This window comes from Gordonia sp. 852002-10350_SCH5691597, from assembly GCF_001665715.1.
In the GTDB taxonomy this organism is placed as follows: Bacteria; Actinomycetota; Actinomycetes; order Mycobacteriales; family Mycobacteriaceae; genus Gordonia; species Gordonia sputi.
On record NZ_LZMO01000057.1, the window covers coordinates 16196 to 41675 of the forward strand.

Below are 25480 nucleotides of genomic sequence, written 5' to 3' on the forward strand. Positions count from 1 at the left end.
CGAAATGCCCGCCCGACACTGTCTGTGCCGGGCGGGCGCCTGCTCGTTCCTATCACCAGAGGTCGTAGACAGCGTTCGCGTTGGGGAATCCGCTCGCGACCGAGGCATTGACGAAGTAGTGACCACCGGTGGTGCCGGTCATGTTGGTGTTCACATCGCCGCGGACGTTCTCCAGCTCGTAGATCGCACGCGGGCCGAAGGCGCCGACCTGGTAGTTGACGAACACCGTCTCCGACGGTGCGTTCGGTGCGCTCGCGGTGACGACCTCGCTGGCCCCCGGGGCCAGAGCGAACTGAGGTGCGTTGATCCACTGACCGGAGCCAGGCGTACCGCCCGCGTAGAACTCGGTGTGATTGGTGCGGTTGGTGATGGTCATGGCGACGGTCGGCTCTCCCGGATGGTTCACCGGCAAGGTGCCCGCGTGTGCCGCGCCGACTCCGGCGGCGGCCAGTGTGCCGGCAATGCCGAGTCCTGCGACAACGGCTGCGGTGCGGATCGCGAAGGCCTTCCGGTGACGCGGCTTGGTCTGCCCGGTGCTTGCGGCGGCGGTGTTGGCCTCGGGGGTGGTGTTGTTGGCGTTCATGGTGTTTCTCCTTGCGACGGGGCCGCGTCCTTGGGGGGCGTGGTCGCTGTTTCTGACACCAATGACTTTGCCGCTCAGAAGCCCTTCGCAACCTCCGCCGACGGGCTGATCAGCAGGATGATCAGCGCATCCCCCGATCGGTGGATGTGGGCGTCAGCAAAGGGGAGCGTCGAGGACGCGGGCGCGCGACACGCTCAAGCAGTGCATCAATTCGTGGAGTTTGTCGGTCGCAACTGCTGTCACAGCAGTACCAGGCGGAATTCGACGAGCATCGACGAGGTCGAGGCGTCCGGAACACACGTGTCGCGCAGCTGAGCCTTTGACCAGCTGTTTTGTTCGGATTCGCGATCTGTCACAGCGGACGCGTAGGCTCTGCCGGGTCGTCGGTGAGCAGGGAGTTTCCCAACCCTCTACATCACCGAGGCCGACCGAAAACGCGGGGGTGCCTCTCGCAAATGCCTGTTCAGATGGGTACGGTCGCTTTCGCTGCAGTCATTCGACGTGATGGTGCCCCTGATCGGGCGAGTACACGTCGAGACACGCGGCCACACGCCACCGGAGCCTGCCCCGGGCGCCGGTGTAGTCAGTTCGAGAACGAAAGACGGAGGAACCCGTGGCGCTTCCCCAGTTGACAGACGAGCAGCGCGCCGCTGCGTTGGAGAAGGCAGCTGCCGCTCGCCGAGTACGCGCCGAGCTCAAAGAGCGTCTCAAGCGCGGTGGCACCGATCTCTCGCAGGTGCTCAAGGATGCCGAGACCGATGAGATCCTCGGCAAGATGAAGGTCTCGGCTCTGCTCGAGGCGTTGCCGAAGGTTGGCAAGGTCAAGGCGCAGGAAATCATGACCGAACTCGAGATCGCCCCGACGCGCCGCCTGCGCGGCCTCGGCGATCGTCAGCGCAAGGCGCTGCTCGAGAAGTTCCCGTCCTGAGCGGGCAGAACACACACACGAGGGGCCGACTGGTTATTCTGGTCGGCCCCTCGGCCGTGGGTAAGTCGACCGTCGTGAGGCGAGTCCGCGAGCTCGTGCCCACTCTGTTCTTCAGTGTCTCCGCCACGACCCGCGCCCCGCGCCCCGGCGAGGTCGACGGGCGTGACTACTTCTTCGTGTCCGACGCCGAGTTCGATCGCATGATCGCCGAAGACGAATTCCTCGAGTGGGCAGAGATCCACGGCGGACTCCAGCGATCGGGCACGCTGGCGAAGCCTGTCGAAAACGCCCTCGCGACCGGTCAGCCGGTACTGTTGGAGGTCGACCTGGCTGGCGCACGCAACGCGGTACGCCGACTTTCCGAGGCCATCACCGTCTTCCTCGCGCCGCCGAGTTGGGACGATCTCGTCGAACGACTCGCAGGTCGCGGCACCGAAACACCCGAGGCGGCGCAGCGTCGTCTCGAAACCGCCAGAACCGAAATGGACGCGCAGGGCGAGTTCGACCACGTGGTGGTAAACAACGAAGTCGACTCAGCCGCCCGCCAGTTGGTATCCTTGCTGGTTGGATCCGACAATACAAAGCAGGAGTTCGCGTGAGCACGCAGACCAATTTCGACACCCCCGAGATCGTCGACGCACCGTCGTACGACACCCCACTCGGTATCACCAACCCTCCGATCGACGATCTGCTCGAGCGCGCGTCGTCGAAGTACGCCCTGGTGATCTACGCAGCCAAGCGCGCACGTCAGATCAACGATTACTACAACCAGCTCGGCGACGGCATCCTCGAGTACGTCGGTCCGCTGGTCGAGCCGGGTATGCAGGAGAAGCCACTGTCGATCGCCATGCGCGAGATCCACTCGGATCTGCTGCAGCACACCGAGGGCGAGTAGCACTCACAGGAGATGTCCACTCCGGACGCCAAGCGGCGCATTCTGGTCGGTGTCGGCGGCGGGATCGCCGCATACAAGGTGTGCTCGGTCATCCGACACTTCACCGAGGCCGGACACGAGGTGCGGGTCATCCCGACCCGTGCAGCACTCGAGTTCGTCGGCAAGGCAACCCTGGAAGCGCTGTCGGGTCATCCCGTCTCGACCGAGGTCTTCGACCACGTCGACGAAGTGCCGCACGTGCGATTGGGTCAGGCTGCCGACCTGGTGATCGTCGCACCGGCCACAGCAGACCTGATGGCCCGTGCCGCGATGGGACGGGCCGACGACCTCCTCACCGCGTCGCTACTGACGGTCATCTGTCCGGTGATGTTCGTCCCCGCCATGCACACGGAGATGTGGGAGCACCCCGCAACGCAGGCCAACGTCGCCACGTTGCGTGAGCGCGGCGCCACTGTCGTGACGCCGGCGTCCGGTCGGCTGACCGGTCGCGATACCGGCGCTGGGCGCCTCCCCGAGCCGCAGGAGATCGCACTGCTCGGCGAGTTGCTGCTCGACCGCTCCGGCGCGCTGCCCTACGACCTCGCGGGTGCGCGCATCGTGATCAGCGCGGGAGGTACCCGTGAGCCGCTCGACCCCGTGCGCTACCTCGGCAACCGCAGTTCCGGTAAACAGGGCTTCGCACTCGCACGCGCAGCGGCACAGCGTGGCGCTCATGTCACCGTCGTCGCGGGTTCGACCAATGAGGCAGGCGAGCCGGCAGGCGTCGAGGTGGTCCATATCGAGGACGCGCGCCAACTCGCCGACGAGATGACCAAGCGTGCCGCAGACGCCGACGCGGTGATCATGGCCGCTGCTGTCGCCGACTTCCGTCCGGTCACCGTCAACGACACCAAGATCAAGAAGAACGACGATGGCCCCGCACCCATCGAGCTGACGACCAATCCCGACATTCTGCGGGGACTCGTGCAGTCCAGGGAGTCCGGTGCCATCCCGTCCGAGGTCGTGATCGTCGGCTTCGCCGCGGAGACGGGCGACGACCAGGGTGGTGTGCTCGACCACGGCCGCGCGAAGCTGCGTCGGAAGGGCTGCGACCTGCTCGTCGTGAACGCGGTCGGCGACGGCAAGGCGTTCGGCACCGAGGACAATACGGGCTGGTTGCTCGCGGCGAACGGCAACGAGACGTCGCTTCCCTACGGTTCGAAAACACTCATGGCGAGCCGAATACTAGACGAAGTTCGCGCTTTGCTGCCTGATTAGGTTCGCCCTCCACCTCGTCAATCGAATGTCGGGGCGAGTGTGTAGGTTTGTAATCCACGAGACCACCAACGGCGACCATTCGAGTTTGCCGTGTGCTCCCACTGGGGGACACGAGTTTGAGAGGATCAGATGACCAGCTCTGCGTCACGCCTGTTCACCAGTGAGTCGGTCACGGAGGGCCATCCGGACAAGATCTGCGACGCGATCAGCGATTCGGTGCTCGACGCCATCCTCACCGACGACCCGAAGGCCCGCGTTGCCGTCGAGACCCTCGTCACCACCGGCCAGGTACATGTGGCAGGAGAAGTCACGACGACCGCCTACGTCGACATCCCCGGCATCGTCCGCAGCAAGATTCTCGAGATCGGCTACGACTCGTCGACCAAGGGCTTCGACGGTGCGTCGTGCGGTGTGAACGTGGCGATCGGTGCGCAGTCACCCGATATCGCGGGTGGTGTCTTCAACTCGCACGAGAGCCGCAGCGGCATCTCCGAGGACGAGATCGACGCGCAGGGCGCGGGCGACCAGGGACTCATGTTCGGGTACGCCACCAACGAGACCCCCGAGCTGATGCCGGTTCCGATCGCGCTCGCTCATCGGTTGTCACGTCGGCTGACCGAGGTTCGTAAGAACGGCACGCTGCCGTACTTGCGCCCCGACGGAAAGACCCAGGTCACCATCGAATACGACGGCGACAAGCCGGTCCGACTCGACACGGTCGTCGTCTCGACCCAGCACGCAGCCGATATCGACCTCGAGAAGATGCTCACCCCTGACATCAAGTCGCAGGTGATCGATCCGGTCCTCGCCGAGCTGGATCTGCCCGGCTTCACCACCGAGGGCTACCGACTGTTGGTCAACCCCACGGGCAAGTTCGTACTCGGCGGTCCGATGGGCGACGCAGGCCTGACCGGACGCAAGATCATCGTCGACACCTACGGCGGCATGGCTCGCCACGGCGGCGGTGCCTTCTCGGGTAAGGATCCGTCGAAGGTCGACCGCAGCGCGGCGTACGCGATGCGCTGGGTCGCCAAGAACGCTGTCGCCGCCGGTCTGGCCAGCCGCATCGAGGTGCAGGTCGCCTACGCCATCGGCAAGGCAGCTCCCGTCGGACTCTTCGTCGAGACCTTCGGCACCGAGAAAACCGATCCCGAGGTCATCCGCAAGGCGATCTCCGAGACGTTCGATCTGCGCCCGCTCGCGATCATCCGCGATCTCGACCTGCTGCGTCCCATCTACGGCCCGACCGCGGCCTACGGCCACTTCGGGCGCACCGATCTGGACCTGCCCTGGGAGAACACCGACCGGGCCGACAAGCTGCGCTCGGCAGCGGGTCTCTAAGACATAAGCCGCAGTTCTGCAGAAAGAACGTGCAGCGTCGAAGCCGGTCGCGAAGGTTCTGCCCATGCTCGGGCTGGCCCATCTCGACCGGCCTTTCGATTATCTGATCGACGCCGAGCAAGATTCCGATGCCGTCCCGGGAGTCCGCGTGCGGGTTCGGTTCTCTGGCCGACTCGTCGACGGCTTTCTTCTCGACCGCGTTGAGGAATCCGAGCATCCCGGCAAGCTGGGGTGGCTCGAACGGATCGTCTCGCCCGAGCCGGTGCTCTCGCCCGAGATGATGCTCGTCTGTCGTGCGGTGGCCGAGCGCTACGCGGGCACGATGTCCGACGTGATCCGACTCGCGGTGCCGCCACGACACGCGCGCACCGAAAAGGAGGAGACGCCTGCGCCGACGTCGGACGTCGTCGTTCCCGAACGTGACGGGTGGCGTGCGTATCTCAACGCCGGCTCGTTCCTCGACTCGCTCGCCGAAGGTGCTCCGCGGGCGTTGTGGCAGGCGACGCCGGGGGAGGACTGGCCGGCACGACTCGCCGAACTCGCGGCGCACGTCGCCGCGGCGGGGCGCGGCGTGGTCGTCGTAGTACCCGATCAACGTGATCTCGACAGATTGTCGGCAGCATGTGAGCCGCTGCTCGACGACCGGTGCGTCACGCTCGCCGCAGGACTCGGCCCGACCGCCAGGTATCGGCGATGGTTGGCGGTGCGTCGAGGCGCGGCCGACGTCGTACTCGGTACCCGCAGTGCGGTGTTCGCGCCCGTGCACGACCTGGGGCTGATGGTCATCTGGGACGATGGCGACGACAGCCTCGATGAGCCGCGAGCGCCGTATCCGCACCCACGCGAGGTCGCGGTGTTGAGGGCGCACATCGAGCGCGCCGGACTCGTGATCGGTGGTTTCGCACGAACCGCCGAGGCACAGGTACTCGCCGAGGCCGGCTGGGCCCACGACCTCGTTGCCGCGCGAACGACGGTCCGCGACCGCAGCCCCAGGATCGACGCGATCAGCGACGAGGATGCGCGCGTGGCACGTGATCCGTTGGCGCACAGCGCACGCATACCCGAGGTGGCGTTCGACGCCGCGCGGAAAGCCATCGCCGCCGACGCCCCGGTCCTGTTCAGCGTGCCTCGGCGCGGATACATCCCGTCGCTCGCGTGCGCGCGATGTCGTACCCACGTGCGCTGTAGGTCGTGTCACGGGCCGGTGCAGATGGGCGCCGACCAGCAGCTCACCTGCCGATGGTGTGGCCGGATCGAGCTGCGCTTTCGCTGCGTCGAATGTGGCGGTATGCAGGTCAGGGCGCTCACGACGGGCGCACGCCGTACTGCCGAGGAGTTGGGACGTGCCTTTGCGGGTGTCCCGGTGCTCACCAGTGGCGGCTCGTCGATCCACGACCGAGTCGACGGTGGGGCGCGCGTCGTCGTGTCGACGCCGGGTGCAGAACCAATTGCCGACGGCGGTTACGGAGCGGCGATCGTCCTCGACACGTGGGCCCAGCTCGACCGCTTCGACCTGCGCGTCGACGAGAACGCGGTGCGCCGCTGGATGGCGATCGGTGCGCTGATCCGTGCGCGCCACGACGGCGGTGCGATGGTGATCGTCGCCGACGCGTCGCTGAGCCCGGTGCAAGCGGTCATCCGGTGGGATCCGGTGGGTTTCGCCGCGCACGAACTCGGCAATCGGGTCGAGTTGGGTTTTCCGCCCGCGGTGACGATGGCCTCGATCGACGGCGACACCGCGTCGATCAACGCGTTCACCGATCTGATCGAATTGCCTTCTGGTGCAGACGTTCTCGGTCCGGTGCCACTGCCACCGGGCGTCCGTCCCCCCGCTGGTGTTCCCGACGGCGCCGAGATCGAACGCATTCTGGTGCGCACCGACCGCCGACACGGGCGAGAGCTGACGGCGGCGCTGACCGAGGCGCAGGTGCGCCGCAACACACATCACGAGACCGGGCCGATCCGTGTGCAGGTCGATCCACCTACCATCGGATGAGCGCAATGTCTGCGCCCAACGACGCCGAAGGAGTCTGACGTGCGGATCGTGTTCGCCGGAACACCCGAGGTCGCGGTGCCCTCATTGCAGCGACTGCTCTCCTCGGCCGACCATGAGGTCGTCGGTGTGATCTCGCGACCCGATGCGGTCGCGGGGCGTGGTCGTAAGGTGTCGCGGTCACCGATCGCCGAACTCGCCGATGCGAACGGCATCGAGGTCATCAGCCCGCGTCGGATGTCCGACGCGGAGGTCGGCGACGCACTCGCGCGGTGGCAACCCGACGTCGGAGCCGTGGTCGCCTATGGCGGGCTGATTCCGCCGGACGTTCTCGAGATCCCGCCGCACGGCTGGATCAATCTGCACTTCTCGGTGTTGCCCGCGTGGCGTGGGGCCGCACCGGTGCAGGCCGCGATCGCCGCCGGTGACGAGACCACGGGCGCCAGCACCTTCCTGCTGGAGAAGGGCCTCGACACCGGCCCTGTCTGCGGTGTGCTGACCGAAACGATCCGGCCGACCGACACCAGCGGAGACCTGCTGGACAGGCTGTCCGACGCAGGGTCGACGCTCCTCGCGTCCACTCTCGACGGGATCGCCGCGGGTGCGTTGTCGCCGGTGCCGCAGCCCGCAGAGGGAGTCAGCCACGCACCCAAGGTCGAGGTCGACGACGCGCGGGTCCGGTGGGATCTGCCCGCGCACCTGCTCGATCGACGTATCCGTGCGCACACTCCCGCACCTGGCGCGTGGACGACACTCGGCGACGCGCGCGTGAAGCTCGGCCCGGTCGGCCTCGTCGGCTCCGACGACCCGTCCGCGCCGAAGGATCTGGCGCCCGGGCGCGTCGTCGTCACCAAAAAGGTGGTGTTCGTCGGGACGGCCACCGATCCCGTGCGGCTCGGGTGGGTGCAGCCGCCGGGCAAGAAGCAGATGCCCGCCACGGATTGGGCGCGTGGTGCGCGACTCGACGAGGAGACGGTGCTGTCATGAGTGATCCGAAACTGCGAAAGAAGGCCGCCGATCCGGTCCGCGAGGTCGCCCGCGACGTCCTTCGCGCAGTCCGTGAGCGCGACGCCTACGCCAACCTCGTACTCCCGAAGCTGTTGCGGGAGCGCAAGATCACCGGACGCGACGCCGCGCTGGCGACCGAGCTGACCTACGGCACAGCGCGTGCACTCGGCACTCTCGACGCGATCATCGCCGCGGCGGCGAATCGTCCGGTGTCCGAGATCGACGGCGACGTTCTCGACGTGCTGCGTCTCGGTGCCTACCAGTTGCTGCGTACCCGCATCGGGGCGCACGCGGCGGTCTCGACGTCCGTCGATCTTGTTCGTAGCGAAAAGGGCATGGGGCCATCGGGTTTCGTGAACGCTGTGCTGCGCAAGATTTCTCAGCGCGACGAGGATCTGTGGGTCGACGAACTCGCTCCGCCGATCTGGGAGGATCTCGTCGGCAATCTCGCGTTCCGGTACGCCCATCCGCGGTGGATCGCGGAGGTGTTCTCCGACGCACTCGGGGGCTCCGCAGGCGAGCTGCAGGCCGCACTCGCCGCCGACGACGAGCGCCCGCCGGTGCACCTCGTCGCGCGTCCGGGATTGATCACTGCCGAGGAACTGGCCCTCACGAGCGGTGGCGAGGTTGGTCGCTACTCGCCGTACGCGGTGTACCTGCCGGGCGGCGACCCTGGCGACATCGAGGCTGTGCGCCAGGGGTATGCGGGAGTTCAGGATGAGGGGAGTCAGCTCGTCGCACGGGCTGTCACCGCCGCCGACATCGGCGAGGACGGCGGCCGATGGTTGGACATGTGCGCAGGCCCCGGCGGTAAAGCCGCGCTGATCGGCGCGATCGCCGACATCGACGGGGCACACGTCGACGCCGTCGAGGTGAGCGAACACCGCGCCGACCTGATCCGCGGTGTCACCCGCGACATGCCTGTCGACGTCCACGTCGGCGACGCGCGCACTCTCACGCCCGAGACGGGATTGGCCCCCGGCTACGACAGAATTCTGCTCGACGCCCCGTGTTCGGGACTCGGCTCGCTTCGTCGTCGACCGGAGGCCCGCTGGCGGCGCACTCCCGAGGACGTCACCGAGCTCGTGGGACTTCAGCGTGAATTGCTCACGGAGGCTTTGCGAATGGTGCGCCCCGGCGGCGTCGTCGTCTATTCGACGTGCTCGCCGCACCCCGCGGAGACGACCGAACTCGTCGCCTCTGTTCTCGACGACGTCCCGGAGGCTCGGCAGCTCGACGCCCGGCCACTGGTGGGCACCGAGGAGATCGGCGACGGCCCGCACGTACAACTCTGGCCCCATCGGCAGGGCACCGACGCGATGTTCCTGGCCGCGCTGACGAAGGAGTGACAGTCGGAGGGCGGTGCCGGGTCAGGCGACGCGGGCTCCTCCGTCGGACTCGATGACGGTGCCGGTGATGTTCGGGTTGGTGGCGAGTAGTTCGATGACCTGCGCGATATCGTCGGCGGCCGCGATTCTCTTGGTCGGCAGCCCGTCCGCGATCTGTTTGAAAACAGCAGGGCGGGCGTCGTCGTCGAGCATGCTCCACCAGGGGGTGTCGACATAGCCGGGCGAGACAGCGTTGACACGCACCGGCGCCAACTCGGCGGCAAGTGGTGCCACTAGTCCCTCCACTGCGGCGTTGAGAGAACCAATGCCGGCTGTCTCCGGCATGCCGATGCGGGCGGTGATCGCACCGACCAAAGTGACCGATGCGCTGTGTGCGAGATGCGGTAATGCGGCTTTGAGAGCTGTGATGGTCGGCCAGAGCTTCTCGTCGAAGGCCGAGCGCAGGCGTTCGAGGTCCAGGTCGGCGAGCGGTCCAACTCCCTTGTTGCCGCTCACCGTCACGATGAGACGATCGACGACGCCCACGCCGGCGGCCAGGGAGGCAACAGCATCAAAGTCGCCCGCGTCGAGTTCATGCGGGATCAGCGACGGATGCTGGCGCGTGGCCTCAGACAGAGATTTCACGTTGCGACCAGCGATGTGGACGATGTCGCCCAGGGTGCTGAGTCGGGCGGCGGTGGCGAGACCAATTCCGGAGCTCCCGCCGATGATGAGCGATGTAGGCATGAGACAAATCCCTTCACGAGACGTTGCGGTTCGTATTTACGTTAGCGGCAATTGCGGACCATCGCGTCTCGTGATTGCTAGGGTTGTTGGCATGTCGGACCAATCAGCGAGTCGCCGAGGTCCCAAGCGCAACGAACACGCGAGGAGTGCAATCCTGTCGGCCGCATTTCAGCTCACGCAGGAAGTGGGTTTTGGGGGTCTGACGATTGAGGGCATTGCTACTCGTGCAGGTGTCGGTAAGCAGACGGTGTACCGATGGTGGCCGACGAAGGCTGACGTGCTTCTCGAAGCTGGTGCCTCGAAGGCCGACCTGAGTGTCTCGCACGACGACCATGGCACCTTCCGTGACGACATCGAACACTTCCTCCGAGATTCGCTCAGGTTGCTAGCAGTGCCGGGAATCGCAGACACGCTGCGTAGCCTCATGGCGGAGTCGCAGGTCAATCCCGAGTTCGCTCAACGGTTTCGTGAAGGATTCTTGAACCGTCGACGTGAGGCGCTCATCGAGATCGTGGACCGTGCCGCAGCGCGTGGCGATTTTCCTGGCCACCTGTCGGCGGAACTCGTTGCCGACGTCGTGTTCGGTGTCATTTGGTATCGCGTACTGGCGACAGAGCGACCGATGGTGGATGACGATGTCAGGGCACTTGTCGACCTACTCGCCCCGGCGCCATTTTGATCGAAAATGATTGCAGCAAGGCTACATTCAGCGTAGACTAGAACAAACATTCGACGACGTCGGGAGCCTCATGTTTGCAGAAACCAGCGAGCTGGAATCGCTGGTTTCTGCGCTCGGTGAGATGTCGGCTGCGGAGTCCGAAGCCGATGCCGCCGCCCGGCTCACCGTGCTGGAAGAGATCAAATCCGCCTGTGCTGCAGCGCAGGCCCGTGAGGCCGCGCGGTTGGATGAACTCCGTCGCGCCGATGAGGAGCTGCGTGGCATACCGAAGGCGAGGCTGGGTCGGGGACTCTCGGCCGAAATCGGAATCGCGCGAAAAGCCTCTCCGCAGAAGGGGTCTCAGTACCTCGGATTCGCGCGGGCGCTCCACCACGAGATGCCGCACACGCGCGATGCGCTGGCATCGGGCCGACTGACCGAGTGGCGCGCCACAATTCTGGTCCGCGAGACCGCCTACCTCACGCGCGAAACGCGTGAGGAGATCGACCGTCGGGTCTGTCAGGATCCGGAGACCCTCGCAGGCGTCGGCGATCGGCAACTCGAGGCGTTGGCGAAGCAACACGCATACGAGTTGGAACCCCGCGCCGTCGTCGATCGAAAGGCCAAGGCGGAGAAGGATCGTCGAGTGTCAGTTCGTCCGGCGCCGGATCTGATGACGCAGTTGTCCGCGCTGCTGCCGATGAAGCAGGGAATCTCGGTCTACGCGGCACTCAAGCGGTACGCCGACTCGGTCGTCGGTGCAGACGACCGCAGCCACGCGCAGATCATGGCCGACACGCTCGTCGAGCGGGTCACGGGACAGGCGTCAGCCGATGCGGTCCCGGTCGCTGTCGACCTGGTGATGTCAGCGGAGACGATGCTCGGGGGTGAGAAGGCGGCGGAGGTTCCGGGATACGGGCCGATTCCGGCGTCGATCGCACGCCAGCTCATCTCGGAAGGCTTCGATCCTGACAGCGAGACCGCATCGAGCCTGCGCCGCCTCTACGCCAGGCCGTCCGACGGCACGTTGGTCTCGATGGACGCCAGGTCGCGGTGCTTCCCGTCGGCATTGGCGCTCTTCGTCGCCCGGCGTGACAGGCGGTGTCGGGTTGCCTACTGCAACGGCCACGTCGAACACATCGATCACGTCCTCGCCCATCGCAGTGGTGGAGAAACGACTGCTGAGAACGGCGAGGGGCTGTGCCGCCTTCACAATCTGGTCAAGGAACTGCCCGGTTGGAAGTACCGTCGGCGCACTGAGTTCGGCGACATCACCGTGATCGACGTCATCACCCCCTCGGGGTGCGAGCATCGGAGCACCTCACCGCCCACCGTCGGATTCCGGCCGGGGGGGAGAGCGCGCTCGAGACCGAACTGGCGGCACCGATCAACGCTGCGTGACGTCAGTTGCGTAGCCGACGCCTACGAGGGTTCCGCTGACCTCGTCGTCGACGATGACGCGCGTACATCGCCTATGGCAGATGGGCGAAATGCTGCGCATTCAGAGGGCACAAATATCATCACTTCCGACGGCGCGCTGATTCTCGGTGCGGGAGTTTGAGCGTTGACCACGTATATTGCCCATACGTGAACGATCTTCGCGCAGCCCGGTACGCCGAACACATACGTAGCATGGGCCAGTTTGTCCGTTTCGGCATTGTCGGAGCGTGCGGAGTCGTCGTCAATATGGTCGTCGCTATCCTGCTGAACAAGGCCCACGGCGGTACCACCAAGGCGAACGACGTGGTGTGGCACGTCAGCGGCACCGACTTCAACCTTCGCTATACGGTTATCGTCTGGATCGTCGGATTTCTCGTGGCGAATTGCGTGAATTTCCAGCTGAACCGCACATGGACCTTCAAAAGTGCCAAGCATGCGAGTTGGTGGTCGGAGTTTTGGCCATTTCTCGCCGTCGGCAGCGTCGCTGCGATCGTCGGCATGTTCCTGAAGGTGGGCTTCACCAATCCGACGTCGCCGATCTACCTCTCGTCGTCGTTCTTCCACGAGGGCGCAGGTCTGCATTCGCGTGAGTACTGGGCCCAGATCATCACGATCGTGATCACGATGCCCATCAACTTCGCCGTCAACAAGCTGTGGACGTTCCGCGCGGTGCGGTCACCGATCGCCGCGCGTGAAGAGCAGGTGCCGCCGGCTGCCTCCGCAGAACCTGCCACATCGTCGGGTCCGGTGGACAGTTAGATTGGCTGCCATGAGTGACGCCAACACGCCGATGATCGCGCCGTCGATTCTCTCCGCCGATTTCGCCAATCTCGCAGCCGAATCTGCTGCGGTCGCGCATCCGGGCAGCACTCGCGCCGACTGGCTGCACGTCGATGTGATGGACGCGCATTTCGTCCCCAACCTCACGCTCGGGCTCCCGGTCGTCGAGAGCCTGCTCAAGGCAACCGACATCCCCCTCGACTGCCACCTGATGATCGACGACCCCAAGCGCTGGGCGCCGCCGTACGCCGAGGCCGGTGCCTACAACGTCACCTTTCACGCCGAGGCGACGTCGGATCCCGTCGATGTTGCGCGTGACATCCGCGCGGCAGGAGCAAAGGCCGGCCTCGCGATCAAGCCGAACACGCCGCTCGAGCCGTACCTGGAGATCCTGCGCGACATCGACACGTTGCTCGTGATGAGTGTCGAGCCGGGCTTCGGCGGACAGAAGTTCATCGCTGAGGTGCTGGAGAAGGTCAAGATCGTGCGCACGATCGTCGACTCGTCGGATCTGCGACTGCTCGTCGAGATCGACGGCGGAATCAACGCCGACACCATCGAGCAGGCCGCCGAAGCGGGCGTCGACTGCTTCGTCGCGGGTTCGGCTGTCTACGGTGCCGACGATCCCGGTAAGGCTGTCGCAGCGTTGCGCGAGCAGGCCGCCACGGCCAGGGCTCGTGTCGACTGACAAACCCCTGCTCGATTCCTCGATGCGGTCAGCCATCGAGGAATCGGTCGGCGCACTGGGGCTCAGCTCTCCCAATCCGCCCGTCGGGGCGGTGATCGTGTCGCCTGATGGCGAGATCGTCGCGCGCGGCCACACACAGCCACCTGGTGGGCCGCATGCCGAGATCATGGCGCTGCGTGCTGCGGGGGACGCCGCGCGCGGCGCAACCGCGGTGGTGACACTCGAACCCTGCAATCACACCGGCCGCACCGGCCCGTGTTCGCAGGCCCTGATCGACGCGGGGATCGCGCGCGTGGTGTTCGCTGTTGCGGACCCCAATCCCACCGCCAGCGGGGGAGCCGGGCGGCTGCGCGACGCGGGCGTCGACGTCGAATCCGGTCGCCTCGACGTCGAGGCGCGCACCGGTCCACTGCGCCACTGGCTGTTCACGCAGGAGCACGGCAGGCCGTTCGTCACCGCGAAGATCGCGTCGACGGTCGACGGCCGGGTGGCCGCACCCGACGGCACGAGCCGCTGGATCACCGGCCAACAATCACGGGCGCGCACACACCTCCAGCGCCGGCAGATCGACGCCATCGTCGTAGGCACCGGAACCGTGCTCGCTGACGATCCCTCTCTCACCGCACGCCTGCCCGACGACACTCTCGCGCCACTCCAACCGGTCCGGGTGGCGATGGGGTTGCGCGACGTCGACACGTCGGCCCGCATACGCGACGACGCCGCGCCGTTTCTGCAGGTGCGCAGCCACGACCCGGCAGACGTCCTCGCCGCCCTACCCGACGCCACCTGGGTGCTGGTCGAGGGCGGACCGGCGATCATCGGCGCCTTCATCGACGCGGGTCTCGTCGACGAAATCGAGGCCTACGTCGCACCGACAGTGCTCGGCGCAGGTGCTGCTTCGGTCGACCGGCCAGCGCTCAGGACCCTCGCGCAAGCGAAGCGATTTGTCACCACCGACGTCGAGCGACTCGGTGACGACGTTCTCATCCGCATGGCGCGTGACTGAACCTACTTGCGCTTCAAGCGGTTCCGGCCGATGAACCATCCTGCGATCACGCCCGCGAGCGCGATGATCGTGAGGACCAGCCACAACGACGCTCCGACGTGGAAGAACAAGAAGTTGATGCGCACATGCTGGGTGTTCTGCGCGATGAAGATGACTCCCAGAACGATGAGCAGAAGCGGAATCCAGTTACGTGCGGCGAGTCCGAGGAGCTTCGACGACGTCGTCTGCCCTGTTGAACTCTGCTCGGTGTTCGCGGTCATGGCGACACCGCCTTCCCATGGGGTTGAACAATGTGGTTGAACACTGCGGCGTGGGCGATGAACGCCCGCTGATCGGAATTATCACCCGGTGAGGGGCGCCGGAGGCGGTTTGCGGGTTTCGGGTGAGTGTCGGACCCCTTCACCTGCGTGCTAGCGTCGAAAGTGACGTTCTCGGGGCGGGGTGAAAGTCCCCACCGGCGGTGAGTGGTCGCGATCAGGTCGCTTCGACAAGCCCGCGAGCGCCCGGCCGCAAGGTCGGGGTCAGCAGATCCGGTGTGAATCCGGAGCCGACGGTCATAGTCCGGATGCGAGAGAACAAGACGGCACAGGTGTGCCGCCCTGTCCGCCCCACGCGGGTTGCCCAGTGTGTTCGCTCAGAACACGTCGGGTTATCCGGAACGCAGTGGGTCGCCCGCAATGAGGGCAGGACAGGAGCGCATATTGTTCACCGGCATCGTCGAAGAACTCGGCACGATCGTCGCGCGCGACGACCTTTCGGATTCGGCCCGATTCACCATTTCCGGACCGCTGGTCACCTCTGACGCCTCACACGGCGACTCGATCGCGGTCAACGGTGTGTGCTTGACCGTCGTGGAGTTGTCGTCTGATGGCGCGTTCACGGTCGACGTGATGGCCGAATCCCTCAATCGCAGCTCGCTCGACGTCCTTGCGACCGGCAGCCGCGTCAACCTCGAACGCGCCATGGCCGCAGACGGCCGCTTCGGCGGGCACATCGTCCAGGGCCACGTCGACGGAACCGGCACGGTGACCTTGGTGACGCCCTCTGAGCACTGGACCGTCGTGCGGATCGCCGTTCCAGACTCGTTGTCGCGCTACCTCGTCGAGAAGGGATCGATCACCGTCGACGGTGTGTCCCTCACCGTGTCCGCCATCGGTGGCGACCCCGGCGGGCAGGGGCAGAGCTGGTTCGAAATTTCCCTGATCCCCACCACGTTGAACGAGACGAACTTGGGTACGGCGCAGGTGGGTGCCGTGGTCAACCTCGAAGTCGACGTCATCGCCAAGTACGTCGAACGTCTTGCGTCGGCGAACACCACCGCAACACCCGCGGACGCAGCAGGAGTGAAGTGACACAGATGAGTACCGATAACACCGTCACCGACGGCACGGCCACGCACACGACGGTCGACTTCGACACCGTCGAGCGCGCCATCGCCGACATCGCCGCCGGCAAGGCAGTCGTTGTGGTCGACGACGAGGACCGCGAGAACGAGGGCGACCTGATCTTCGCCGCCGAGAAGGCAACTCCGGAGCTCGTTGCTTTCATGGTGCGCTACACGTCGGGCTACCTGTGTGTGCCGCTCGACGGCGACACCTGCGACAGACTCGGCCTGCCCCCGATGTACTCGGTGAACCAGGACAAGCACGGCACCGCCTACACCGTGACGGTCGACGCGCGTGAGGGCATCGGCACCGGCATCAGCGCGTCCGACCGCGCGACGACCATGCGCAAGCTCTCCGACCCGGAGAGCACCGCGAACGACTTCACCCGACCCGGCCACGTCGTGCCGCTCCGCGCCAAGGACGGGGGAGTCCTTCGACGCCCCGGACACACCGAAGCCGCTGTCGACCTCGCGCGCCTCGCGGGCTTCACTCCCGCGGGCGTGATCTGCGAGATCGTCTCGCAGAAGGACGAGGGTTCGATGGCGCAGACTCCCGAACTGCGGGTCTTCGCCGACGAACACGACCTCGCACTCATCTCAATCGCCGACCTCATCGCGTGGCGTCGTCGGCACGAGAAGCACGTCGTGCGCGTCGCCGACGCACGCATCCCGACCCGGCACGGAGAGTTCCGCGCGGTCGGCTACACGAGCATCCACGACGACGTCGAGCACGTCGCGTTGGTCATGGGCGACATCGCGGGAGACGACGGAACCGGCAGCGACGTCCTGGTGCGTGTGCACTCCGAATGTCTGACCGGTGACGTGTTCGGATCGCTTCGCTGTGACTGCGGTCCGCAGCTCGACGCTGCGATGGAGATGGTCGCCGCGGAGGGCCGCGGTGTGGTGCTTTACATGCGTGGTCACGAGGGCCGCGGCATCGGGCTGATGCACAAGCTGCAGGCCTACCAGCTGCAGGACGCAGGTTCTGACACCGTCGATGCCAACCTTCAGCTCGGGCTGCCCGCCGACTCGCGCGACTACGGACTCGGAGCGCAGATCCTCGCCGACCTCGGCGTCACCTCGATGCGATTGCTGACCAACAACCCCGCCAAGCGGGTCGGACTCGACGGATACGGTCTGCAGATCGTCGAACGGGTACCGATGCCGGTGCGTGCGAACAAGGAGAACCTGCGGTATCTGCGAACCAAGCGCGACCGCATGGGCCACGACATCATCGGACTCGACGAACCGCTCGCCGACGGCGCAGCGGTCGCTGGTGAGGCAGGACAGGCATGAGCGGCGCGGGCGAACCCGAACTCGACCTCGGCGATGCAGGCGACGTCTCACTGGCGATCGTGTCATCCCAGTGGCACGCGACGATCTGTACGGCACTGCTCGACGGCGCACTGCGCGAAGCACGGAAGAACGGCGTCGACGATCCGACGGTCGTGCAGGTCGCGGGTGCCATCGAACTGCCCGTCATCGTGCAGGCGCTGGCCCGGACCCACGACGCCGTGGTGGCACTCGGCGTCGTGATCAAAGGCGAGACGCCACATTTCGAATACGTCTGCGACGCCGTGACGGCCGGACTGACCCGTGTCTCGCTCGACGAGTCGACGCCGGTCGGCAACGGCGTCCTGACCACACTCAACGAGCAACAGGCACTCGACCGCGCCGGTCTGCCCGACTCCAAAGAGGACAAGGGTGCGCAGGCGACGGCCGCAGCGTTGGCGTCGGCGCTCACGCTGCGTGCGTTGAGCACCGCCGGATCGCCCACGTGACCGAGAGCCGTCAGCACATGGCGTCGACCGACACGTCTGAGCGCGGCGAGGCCGAGTGGGACATGGTCTACCGACCACGCCGACTCGCGCGGATCGCCGTCGTCGTCGCCGTCGTCGTGCTGGCCATCCACATCGTCTTCGGTGTGCTGCTGACGATCTCCGACACCGGCCCGGAGAACATCGGGGCGTCGGACCAGGCGGCGATCATCATCATCGGACTGATCATCGCGGCCGCCATCCTGCTGTTCACTCGACCGCGGCTGCGCGTCGGCAAGCAGGGAGTGTCGGTGCGCAACCTGTGGGGAGACCGGCTGTTCGAGTGGGATCGGGTGCGCGGTCTGACCTACCCCGACCGCGGGTTCGGTGCGCAGTTGCTCCTGCCGGCAGACGAGCACATCCCGGTGCTGGCGGTCCAGGCGGGCGACGGGGACAGGGCCGTCGAGGCGATGGATCGCTATCGCGAACTCGCGGCGCGTTACCAGAGCGGTTCGGCACAGACCTGACCGGCGGGTGCACCGCTGCGGTCGGTGCCGCGTACTAGCCTGGAATCCGTGGCAGACCCGACTACCTACCGTCCCGCACCGGGGACGATTCCGACCGACCCCGGGGTCTACCGTTTCCGCGATGCACATGGCCGCGTCATCTATGTCGGCAAGGCCAAGAACCTCCGCTCGCGTCTGACGTCGTACTTCGCCGACGTGGCGTCGCTGCATCCACGTACGCGCCGGATGGTCACCACCGCGGCGTCGGTCGAATGGACGGTCGTCGGCACCGAGGTCGAGGCGCTTCAGCTCGAGTACAACTGGATCAAGGAATTCGATCCTCGGTTCAATGTCCGCTATCGCGACGACAAGACCTACCCGATGCTCGCGGTCACCATGAACGAAGAGTATCCGCGGCTGTTCGTCTACCGGGGTCCGCGTAAGAAGGGCGTCCGGTACTTCGGTCCCTACTCCCACGCCTGGGCGATCCGCGAGACCGTCGACCTCCTCACCCGCGTCTTCCCGGCCAGAACCTGCTCGGCAGGCGTGTTCAAACGTCACCGCCAGATCGATCGTCCGTGCCTGCTCGGCTACATCGACAAGTGCGCTGCACCGTGCATCGGACGTGTGAGTGCCGACGAGCACCGTGCAATCGTCAACGACTTCTGCGACTTCCTCGCCGGACGCACCGACCAGATGATCCGACGCCTCGAACGCGAGATGAACACGGCGGCAGAGCAACTCGACTTCGAACGCGCGGCACGGCTGCGCGACGACGTCGGCGCGATGCGACGCGCGATGGAGAAGCAGGCCGTTGTGCTCGGTGACGGCACCGACGCCGACGTCGTCGCGATGGTCGGCGACGACCTCGAGGTCTCCGTGCAGATCTTTCACGTCCGCGACGGGCGCGTGCGCGGGCAGCGAGGGTGGGTCGTCGAGAAACCCGACGACGAGTCACCCGCCGAGCAGGTCGCGCAGTTCCTCACCCAGTTCTACGGTCGGCAGGACGATCTCGACGGCAGCGAGGCGATCCCGCGAGAAGTACTGATCCCTGAGCTGCCGCCAGACGAGGAGCAACTCACCGCGTGGCTGTCGGGGTTGCGCGGGTCGAAGGTCAGTCTGCGCGTGCCGCAGCGTGGCGACAAGCGCGCACTCTTCGAGACCGTCGAGCGTAATGCGGGCGAGGCGCTCGCCCAGCACAAGCTCAGGCGCGCAGGCGATCTCACCACCAGGTCGGCCGCACTGACCGAATTGCAGGAAGCGCTCGGACTCGACCAGGCCCCCCTGCGCATCGAATGCGTCGACATCTCGCACGTCCAGGGAACCGACGTCGTCGCATCGCTCGTCGTCTTCGAGGACGGACTGCCCCGCAAGTCCGACTACCGGCACTATTCGATTCGGCAGGCGGCGGGCGACGGACACTCCGACGACGTGGCATCCATCGCGGAGGTGACCCGCAGGCGGTTTCTGCGGCACCGCGCCGACCAGGACGCTGCCGCGGCGACCACGGTGCACGTGACGTCCGGCGAGATCTCCGCGCGTGCGGTCGATTCCGCGCCACCGCCGCCGAAGAAGTTCGCGTATCCGCCCAACCTCTACGTCGTCGACGGCGGCGCTCCTCAGGTCCATGCGGCGGCAGCCGTTCTCGACGAGCTCGGCGTCAACGACGTCTCCGTCGTCGGCCTCGCCAAACGCCTCGAAGAGGTGTGGGTGCCCGGCGACGACGACCCGGTCATCCTGCCGCGCAACAGCGAGGCGCTGTTCCTGCTGCAACGCGTACGCGACGAAGCCCACCGGTTCGCGATCACCTTCCACCGCAGCAAGCGCAGCAAGCGGATGACCGAATCGGTGCTCGACGGTGTCGCCGGTCTCGGGCGCGCACGCCGCACCGCTCTGGTCACCCATTTCGGTTCGGTTGCCCGACTGCGCGAGGCGTCGATCGACGAGATCGCACAGGTCCCCGGCATCGGTGAGGCGACGGCGCGCGCCGTTCACGAGGCGCTGGAACCGGTCAACGCGGGTGCTCCGGCCCAGAACGGTGTGTCAGATCAGAACGGTGTGTCAGAGCAGAACGGTGTCCCAAGTGTTCCAACCCAGACGGGAGCAGAGAGTGGCTGAGATCGCCGACGACGATCAACTCGTCGTGCTGTTCGTGGCAGGCATGTCGGGTGCGGGCCGATCGACCGTCGCCAACATCCTGGAGGATGACGGTTGGTACGTCGCCGACAACGTTCCCGCCCCGTTGCTCTCGACGCTGGTCGAGACCGTGCGCGAGTCCGACCCGCCGGTCACCCGGCTGGCGGTGGTGCTGCGGGCTTCCGATCCGTCGATCGGTGCGCAGTTGGAGTCCCTGCGCACCGAACTCGAACTCGCGGGGATCGCCACCAAGGTGTTGTTCCTCGATGCGACCGATCCTGTCCTGGTTCGCAGATTCGAGCAGGTTCGTCGTCGACATCCGTTGCAGGGCAAAGAGACTCTCGTTGAAGGTATCGCTCGCGAACGTGTCATCCTCGCCCCGATCAAGAACTCCGCCGACCTCGTCGTCGAGACGTCGTCGTTGACGGTGTCGAAGCTGCGTGAGCTCGTCGAGGAGGTTTATCCGCACGACGGCGAGCCACGACTGTCCGTCGCGGTGCAGTCGTTCGGGTTCAAGTACGGGTTGCCCATCGACTCCGACATGGTGGCCGACGTTCGATTCCTGCCCAACCCCTACTGGGTGTCGGAACTGCGCGAGAAGAACGGACGCGACGCACCGGTTCGCGACTACGTACTCGGGCACGACGAAGCGGGGCACTTCCTCGGCCTCTACACCGATCTCGTTGGGGTCGTCGGAAAGGGCTACCTGCGCGAGGGCAAGCGGTACATGACGATCAGCGTCGGCTGCACCGGCGGCAAGCATCGCAGTGTCGCGATCGCCGAAGAACTCGCGTCGCGGTTGAAAGCTGCGGGAGACGACGCCGGTTCGACGCGATACGACGTGCGTGTGATGCACCGCGATCTGGGGCGCGAATGAGCAGCCCGGACCGCATCGTCGCGCTCGGCGGAGGCCACGGCCTGTACGCGACGTTGACGGCGATGAGGTACCTCAGCCCGAACGTCACGGCGGTGGTGACGGTTGCCGACGACGGCGGTTCGTCCGGCAGGCTCCGAAGCGAACTCGACATCATCCCTCCCGGCGATCTACGGATGGCGATGGTCGCGCTGATGAGCGCACCCGCCGCGCTCGACGATCGAGGCGACAACCCCGAACCGGGCGCGATGGAACGCTCGCGTCACGAGCTGTGGGCACGCACGCTGCAGCATCGTTTCGGTGGATACGGCGCACTCGCAGGGCATCCCATCGGCAACCTGCTCCTCGCCGGCCTGTCCGAAGTTCTCGGCGACCCGGTCGCGGCCCTTGATGAATTGGGCAGACTTTTCGACGTCGACGGCCGGGTGCTTCCGATGTCGACCGGCCCGTTGGAGATCGAAGCGGATGTGTCCGGTCTCGAATCCGATCCACGGATCAGTCGGGTCATCCGGGGACAGGTCGCGGTCGCGACGACACCGGGCAAGGTGCGTCGCGTGCGTCTGCTGCCGCCCGACCCGCCTGCCTGTGACGATGCTCTCGACGCCATCGCCGCTGCCGACCTCGTCGTACTGGGGCCCGGCTCGTGGTTCTCGAGCGTCATCCCACACGTGCTCGTGCCCGCGCAGCGAAAGGCGTTGCGTCAGAGCGCAGCCCGCAAGATGTTGTTCGTCAATCTGGCGCCCGAGCCAGGGGAGACGCCAGGCTTCTCGGTCGAGCGTCACCTTCATGTCCTGCACGCGCACGACGACACGTTGTCGATCGATGACGTCGTCGTCGACTCGGCGTCTGTACCGTCGGGTGCCGAGCGTGATCACCTGGTGCGGGCGGCGAAGAATTTCGGCGCACAACTGCGCGTCGGGGATCTGGCCGTCCCCGGTCAGCATGTGCACGACCCCGTCAAGGTCGCGTCGCTGGTGAAGCAACTGTGCGAAGGTGAAGGCACCGACTAGGCTGGGTCCATTGTCTGAGGCACGGACGTTGCGAGACTCGGGTGTCTGAAGTATCGCCCGAGCGAGGGGTGTGGGAACCAGGTGACAGGAGGCAAGGGACCGGTGGCAATGACCGCGGCCGTGAAGGACGAGTTGAGCCGGCTCACGGTGACACAGGTGAGTTGCCGCAAGGCCGAGGTGTCTGCGCTGTTGAGGTTCGCAGGTGGCCTGCACATCGTCGCTGGCCGCGTGGTGGTCGAGGCCGAAGTAGACATGGGCAACGTTGCGCGCCGCCTGCGGCGCGACATCCACGACCTCTACGGCTATGCCTCCGAAGTTCACGTGCTGCGTAGCGGAGGCATCCGTAAGAGCGCTCGCTACATTGTGCGCGTCACCAAGGACGGCGAGGGGCTCGCGCGTCAGACAGGGCTTCTCGACCTGCGTGGCCGGCCGGTGCGCGGACTGCCCGCGCAGGTGGTCGGTGGCAGCGTCGCCGACGCCGAAGCTGCTTGGCGCGGAGCGTTTCTCGCGCACGGGTCACTGACCGAACCCGGTCGTTCGTCGGCCCTCGAGGTCAGTTGTCCCGGACCGGAAGCGGCCCTTGCACTCGTCGGGGCCGCGCGTCGGCTCGGTGTGTCTGCCAAGGCGCGCGAGGTGCGCGGTGCCGACCGCGTGGTGATCCGCGACGGCGAGGCCATCGGTGCGCTGCTCACCCGCATGGGCGCCCACGACACGCGATTGGTGTGGGAGGAACGACGGATGCGACGCGAGGTGCGCGCAACCGCGAACCGCCTCGCGAACTTCGACGACGCCAACCTGCGACGGTCCGCGCGTGCCGCCGTCGCCGCGGCCGCTCGTGTCGAACGGGCATTGGAGATCCTCGGCGACGAAGTCCCTGATCACCTCATCGCCGCAGGGCAACTGCGTGTCACGCACAGGCAGGCGTCGCTGGAGGAGCTCGGTCAACTCGCCGATCCGCCGATGACCAAAGACGCGGTCGCGGGACGGATTCGGCGCCTGTTGTCGATGGCCGACAAGAAGGCTCGCACCGAAGGGATTCCCGATACCGAATCGGCGGTCACGTCGGATCTCCTCGACGACGCCTGACGCTAGCGACCCTAATGGGTGCCGGAGGTGTTCGAGACCACTAGGCTGGACGGTGACTGGGTTCGCGGAGGCGCTTTGGCTCCGCCCCATGACCCGGGCCGTGAGGCCCGAGACCGATGAAACCGCTTAAGGAGCACACAGTGACTGTTCGGGTAGGCGTCAACGGATTCGGCCGAATCGGCCGCAATTTCTTCCGTGCCGTTGAGGCACAAAAGAAGCTGGGCCAGACCGACATCGAGATCGTCGCGGTCAACGACCTGGCCGACAACAAGTCCCTCGCACACCTGCTGAAGTTCGACTCCGTCGGCGGCATCCTCGACGAGGACGTGTCGCTCGAGGGTGAGGACACCATCGTCGTCGGCAACCAGAAGATCAAGGCGCTCGAGGTCCGCGAGGGTCCGGCAGCGCTTCCGTGGGGCGACCTCGGCGTCGACGTCGTCGTCGAATCGACGGGCATCTTCACCAACGCGGAGAAGGCGAAGGGTCACCTCGAAGCCGGCGCGAAGAAGGTCGTCATCTCGGCACCCGCGACCGGTGAGGACATCACCATCGTCATGGGCGTCAACGACAACAAGTACGACGGCAGCCAGAACATCATCTCCAACGCGTCGTGCACCACCAACTGCCTCGGCCCGTTCGCGAAGGTGATGAACGACGAGTTCGGCATCATCAAGGGCCTGATGACCACGGTCCACGCCTACACCGCCGACCAGAACCTCCAGGACGGACCGCACAAGGACCTGCGTCGCGCTCGCGCTGCCGCGATCAACATCGTGCCGACCTCGACCGGTGCGGCCAAGGCCATCGGCCTGGTACTCCCCGAGTTGAAGGGCAAGCTCGACGGATTCGCGCTGCGCGTCCCGATCCCCACCGGCTCGATCACCGACCTCACCGTCGAACTCGAGAAGACGCCGTCGGTCGACGAGATCAACGCGGCGATGAAGGCGGCAGCCGAGGGCCCGCTCAAGGGCATCCTCCGCTACTACGACGCTCCGATCGTGTCCTCCGACATCGTGGGGGATCCGCACTCGTCGATCTTCGACTCGGGCCTGACCAAGGTCATCGAGGGCAATCTCGCCAAGGTCAGCTCCTGGTACGACAACGAGTGGGGCTACTCCAACCGCCTCGTCGACCTCTCCGATCTGGTGGGTAAGTCGCTGTAATGAGTGTGAAGACTCTGAAAGACCTTCTGGCCGAAGGCGTTTCAGGGCGCGCGGTGCTGGTCCGGTCGGATTTCAACGTTCCGCTCGACGGAACGAAGATCACCGATCCGGGCCGCATCATCGCGTCGCTGCCGACGCTCAACGCACTGATCGACGCGGGCGCCAAGGTTGTCATCGCCGCCCACCTCGGTCGTCCCAAGGGCGAACCGGACCCGAAGTACTCGTTGGCGCCGGTCGCAGAGCGCCTCGGTGAAGAACTCGGACGCAACGTCCAGCTCGCCGCCGACGTCGTCGGACCCGATGCGCTCGCGCGCGCCGAGGGATTGACCGACGGCGACGTGCTGCTGCTCGAGAATGTTCGATTCGATGCCCGCGAGACGTCGAAGGTCAATGCCGAGCGCGAGTCGATGGCCGCCCAGCTCGCCGAGCTCGTGGGCGACGACGGCGCGTTCGTCTCCGATGGTTTCGGTGTGGTCCACCGCAAGCAGGCGTCGGTGTACGACGTCGCCAAGCTGCTGCCGCACTACGCGGGTCAGCTCGTCGAGCGTGAGGTCGACGTGTTGACGACGCTGACGACCGATCCGGCGCGGCCCTATGCCGTCGTGCTCGGTGGCTCGAAGGTGTCGGACAAGCTCGGCGTGATCGAATCGCTGGCCCCCAAGGTCGACACCCTGGTCATCGGCGGCGAACTTGTCGCCGACGACGACGTCGACCGGAAGGTGGATGACGTCGGCGAACCGGTCGAGCAGGTCTTTGCAGACGTCGATCTGATCTTCCTGCAGCAGCGACTTACCGACCGAATGTCCTTGCGCGGCAAGGAAAGTGAACGCCATACCGCCGCCGATGACCAGGGTGTCGACCTTGGGGGCCAGCGATTCGATCACGCCGAGCTTGTCCGACACCTTCGAGCCA

25 protein-coding genes, 2 pseudogenes and 1 riboswitch are annotated in these 25480 nt (G+C 66.1%); of the genes and pseudogenes, 23 read left to right on the plus strand and 4 right to left on the minus strand.

Annotated features, from left to right (window positions below; translation table 11 throughout):
- Positions 1-52 precede the first annotated feature (52 nt).
- Positions 53-583, minus strand: coding sequence for a hypothetical protein (locus A5777_RS04055; protein WP_197502285.1), 531 nt, complete (start codon positions 581-583; stop codon positions 53-55).
- Between the two features lie 613 nt (positions 584-1196).
- Here A5777_RS04055 and mihF point away from each other — a divergent pair.
- From mihF to A5777_RS04100, 8 genes are all read left to right on the plus strand, one after another.
- The gene (mihF, locus tag A5777_RS04065; RefSeq protein WP_005173231.1) at positions 1197-1511 is read left to right on the plus strand and encodes an integration host factor, actinobacterial type; all 315 of its coding nucleotides are present in this window, start codon (positions 1197-1199) and stop codon (positions 1509-1511) included.
- Positions 1508-2110, plus strand: a complete 603-nt coding sequence (gmk, locus tag A5777_RS04070; protein WP_197502286.1) for a guanylate kinase — start codon at positions 1508-1510, stop codon at positions 2108-2110. The genes mihF and gmk overlap by 4 nt, the downstream gene beginning before the upstream one ends.
- The gene (gene rpoZ / locus A5777_RS04075; protein WP_005202695.1) at positions 2107-2406 is read left to right on the plus strand and encodes a DNA-directed RNA polymerase subunit omega; all 300 of its coding nucleotides are present in this window, start codon (positions 2107-2109) and stop codon (positions 2404-2406) included. Before gmk ends, rpoZ begins: the two co-directional genes overlap by 4 nt.
- Before the next feature lie 12 nt (positions 2407-2418).
- Entirely contained in the window at positions 2419-3663 is a 1245-nt protein-coding gene (gene coaBC, locus A5777_RS04080; RefSeq protein ID WP_005202697.1) for a bifunctional phosphopantothenoylcysteine decarboxylase/phosphopantothenate--cysteine ligase CoaBC, read from the plus strand.
- Positions 3664-3792: 129 nt separating this feature from the next.
- Positions 3793-5004, plus strand: a complete 1212-nt coding sequence (metK, locus tag A5777_RS04085; RefSeq protein WP_064861709.1) for a methionine adenosyltransferase — start codon at positions 3793-3795, stop codon at positions 5002-5004.
- 64 nt (positions 5005-5068) lie between these two features.
- Entirely contained in the window at positions 5069-7000 is a 1932-nt protein-coding gene (locus A5777_RS04090; RefSeq protein WP_064861710.1) for a primosomal protein N', read from the plus strand.
- 39 nt (positions 7001-7039) lie between these two features.
- Positions 7040-7984, plus strand: coding sequence for a methionyl-tRNA formyltransferase (gene fmt / locus A5777_RS04095; RefSeq protein WP_064861711.1), 945 nt, complete (start codon positions 7040-7042; stop codon positions 7982-7984).
- Entirely contained in the window at positions 7981-9354 is a 1374-nt protein-coding gene (locus tag A5777_RS04100; protein ID WP_064861712.1) for an RsmB/NOP family class I SAM-dependent RNA methyltransferase, read from the plus strand. Before fmt ends, A5777_RS04100 begins: the two co-directional genes overlap by 4 nt.
- A 21-nt stretch (positions 9355-9375) precedes the next feature.
- On the opposite strand, the gene A5777_RS04105 is transcribed toward A5777_RS04100, so the two are convergent.
- Positions 9376-10080: an SDR family oxidoreductase gene (locus A5777_RS04105; RefSeq protein ID WP_064861713.1), complete on the minus strand. Its 705-nt coding sequence runs from the start codon at positions 10078-10080 to the stop codon at positions 9376-9378.
- A gap of 91 nt (positions 10081-10171) precedes the next feature.
- Between A5777_RS04105 and A5777_RS04110 the strand changes: the two genes are divergently transcribed.
- The 5 genes from A5777_RS04110 (at position 10172) to ribD (ending at position 14652) form a co-directional block, all read left to right on the plus strand.
- Complete coding sequence (locus A5777_RS04110; RefSeq protein WP_064861714.1) at positions 10172-10759, plus strand: TetR/AcrR family transcriptional regulator; 588 nt, start codon at positions 10172-10174, stop codon at positions 10757-10759.
- Between the two features lie 70 nt (positions 10760-10829).
- Entirely contained in the window at positions 10830-12299 is a 1470-nt protein-coding gene (locus A5777_RS04115; RefSeq protein WP_064861715.1) for an HNH endonuclease, read from the plus strand.
- A gap of 71 nt (positions 12300-12370) precedes the next feature.
- Positions 12371-12937 (plus strand): GtrA family protein, encoded by a 567-nt coding sequence (locus tag A5777_RS04120; protein ID WP_064861723.1) that lies wholly within the window; start codon positions 12371-12373, stop codon positions 12935-12937.
- Between the two features lie 10 nt (positions 12938-12947).
- Positions 12948-13646, plus strand: a complete 699-nt coding sequence (gene rpe, locus A5777_RS04125; RefSeq protein ID WP_372495399.1) for a ribulose-phosphate 3-epimerase — start codon at positions 12948-12950, stop codon at positions 13644-13646.
- Between the two features lie 22 nt (positions 13647-13668).
- Positions 13669-14652 carry a bifunctional diaminohydroxyphosphoribosylaminopyrimidine deaminase/5-amino-6-(5-phosphoribosylamino)uracil reductase RibD gene (ribD, locus tag A5777_RS04130; protein ID WP_064861724.1) on the plus strand — a complete coding sequence of 328 codons (984 nt, stop codon included), beginning with the start codon at positions 13669-13671 and terminating at the stop codon, positions 14650-14652.
- Between the two features lie 2 nt (positions 14653-14654).
- On the opposite strand, the gene A5777_RS04135 is transcribed toward ribD, so the two are convergent.
- Positions 14655-14912 carry a lipopolysaccharide assembly protein LapA domain-containing protein gene (locus tag A5777_RS04135; protein WP_064861716.1) on the minus strand — a complete coding sequence of 86 codons (258 nt, stop codon included), beginning with the start codon at positions 14910-14912 and terminating at the stop codon, positions 14655-14657.
- A gap of 163 nt (positions 14913-15075) precedes the next feature.
- A riboswitch (FMN riboswitch) is annotated at positions 15076-15233 on the plus strand.
- Positions 15234-15353: 120 nt separating this feature from the next.
- Here A5777_RS04135 and A5777_RS04140 point away from each other — a divergent pair.
- The 10 genes and pseudogenes from A5777_RS04140 to A5777_RS04185 all read left to right on the plus strand — a co-directional run.
- Positions 15354-16004 (plus strand): riboflavin synthase, encoded by a 651-nt coding sequence (locus A5777_RS04140; RefSeq protein ID WP_064861725.1) that lies wholly within the window; start codon positions 15354-15356, stop codon positions 16002-16004.
- Between the two features lie 5 nt (positions 16005-16009).
- Positions 16010-17332, plus strand: a complete 1323-nt coding sequence (locus A5777_RS04145) for a bifunctional 3,4-dihydroxy-2-butanone-4-phosphate synthase/GTP cyclohydrolase II (RefSeq protein ID WP_231894933.1) — start codon at positions 16010-16012, stop codon at positions 17330-17332.
- Positions 17329-17817 (plus strand): 6,7-dimethyl-8-ribityllumazine synthase, encoded by a 489-nt coding sequence (gene ribH / locus A5777_RS04150; protein ID WP_064861718.1) that lies wholly within the window; start codon positions 17329-17331, stop codon positions 17815-17817. Before A5777_RS04145 ends, ribH begins: the two co-directional genes overlap by 4 nt.
- Positions 17818-17834: 17 nt before the next feature.
- Positions 17835-18320 (plus strand): PH domain-containing protein, encoded by a 486-nt coding sequence (locus tag A5777_RS04155; protein ID WP_156529280.1) that lies wholly within the window; start codon positions 17835-17837, stop codon positions 18318-18320.
- Between the two features lie 48 nt (positions 18321-18368).
- Positions 18369-20417, plus strand: coding sequence for an excinuclease ABC subunit UvrC (uvrC, locus tag A5777_RS04160; RefSeq protein WP_064861720.1), 2049 nt, complete (start codon positions 18369-18371; stop codon positions 20415-20417).
- Positions 20410-21312 (plus strand): RNase adapter RapZ, encoded by a 903-nt coding sequence (rapZ, locus tag A5777_RS04165; protein ID WP_005202730.1) that lies wholly within the window; start codon positions 20410-20412, stop codon positions 21310-21312. The genes uvrC and rapZ overlap by 8 nt, the downstream gene beginning before the upstream one ends.
- Complete coding sequence (locus A5777_RS04170; protein WP_005202731.1) at positions 21309-22319, plus strand: gluconeogenesis factor YvcK family protein; 1011 nt, start codon at positions 21309-21311, stop codon at positions 22317-22319. The genes rapZ and A5777_RS04170 overlap by 4 nt, the downstream gene beginning before the upstream one ends.
- A 108-nt stretch (positions 22320-22427) precedes the next feature.
- On the plus strand, positions 22428-23405 hold the full coding sequence (whiA, locus tag A5777_RS04175) for a DNA-binding protein WhiA (protein WP_039854557.1): 978 nt from the start codon (positions 22428-22430) through the stop codon (positions 23403-23405).
- Between the two features lie 140 nt (positions 23406-23545).
- Positions 23546-24568 carry a type I glyceraldehyde-3-phosphate dehydrogenase gene (gene gap, locus A5777_RS04180; protein ID WP_064861721.1) on the plus strand — a complete coding sequence of 341 codons (1023 nt, stop codon included), beginning with the start codon at positions 23546-23548 and terminating at the stop codon, positions 24566-24568.
- Positions 24568-25254, plus strand: a pseudogene (locus tag A5777_RS04185) (phosphoglycerate kinase); the annotation flags it as partial. The gene gap and the pseudogene A5777_RS04185, both read left to right, overlap by 1 nt.
- 48 nt (positions 25255-25302) lie before the next feature.
- Here A5777_RS04185 and pgk read toward each other — a convergent pair.
- Positions 25303-25470, minus strand: a pseudogene (gene pgk / locus A5777_RS25225) (phosphoglycerate kinase); the annotation flags it as partial.
- Positions 25471-25480: the final 10 nt, after the last annotated feature.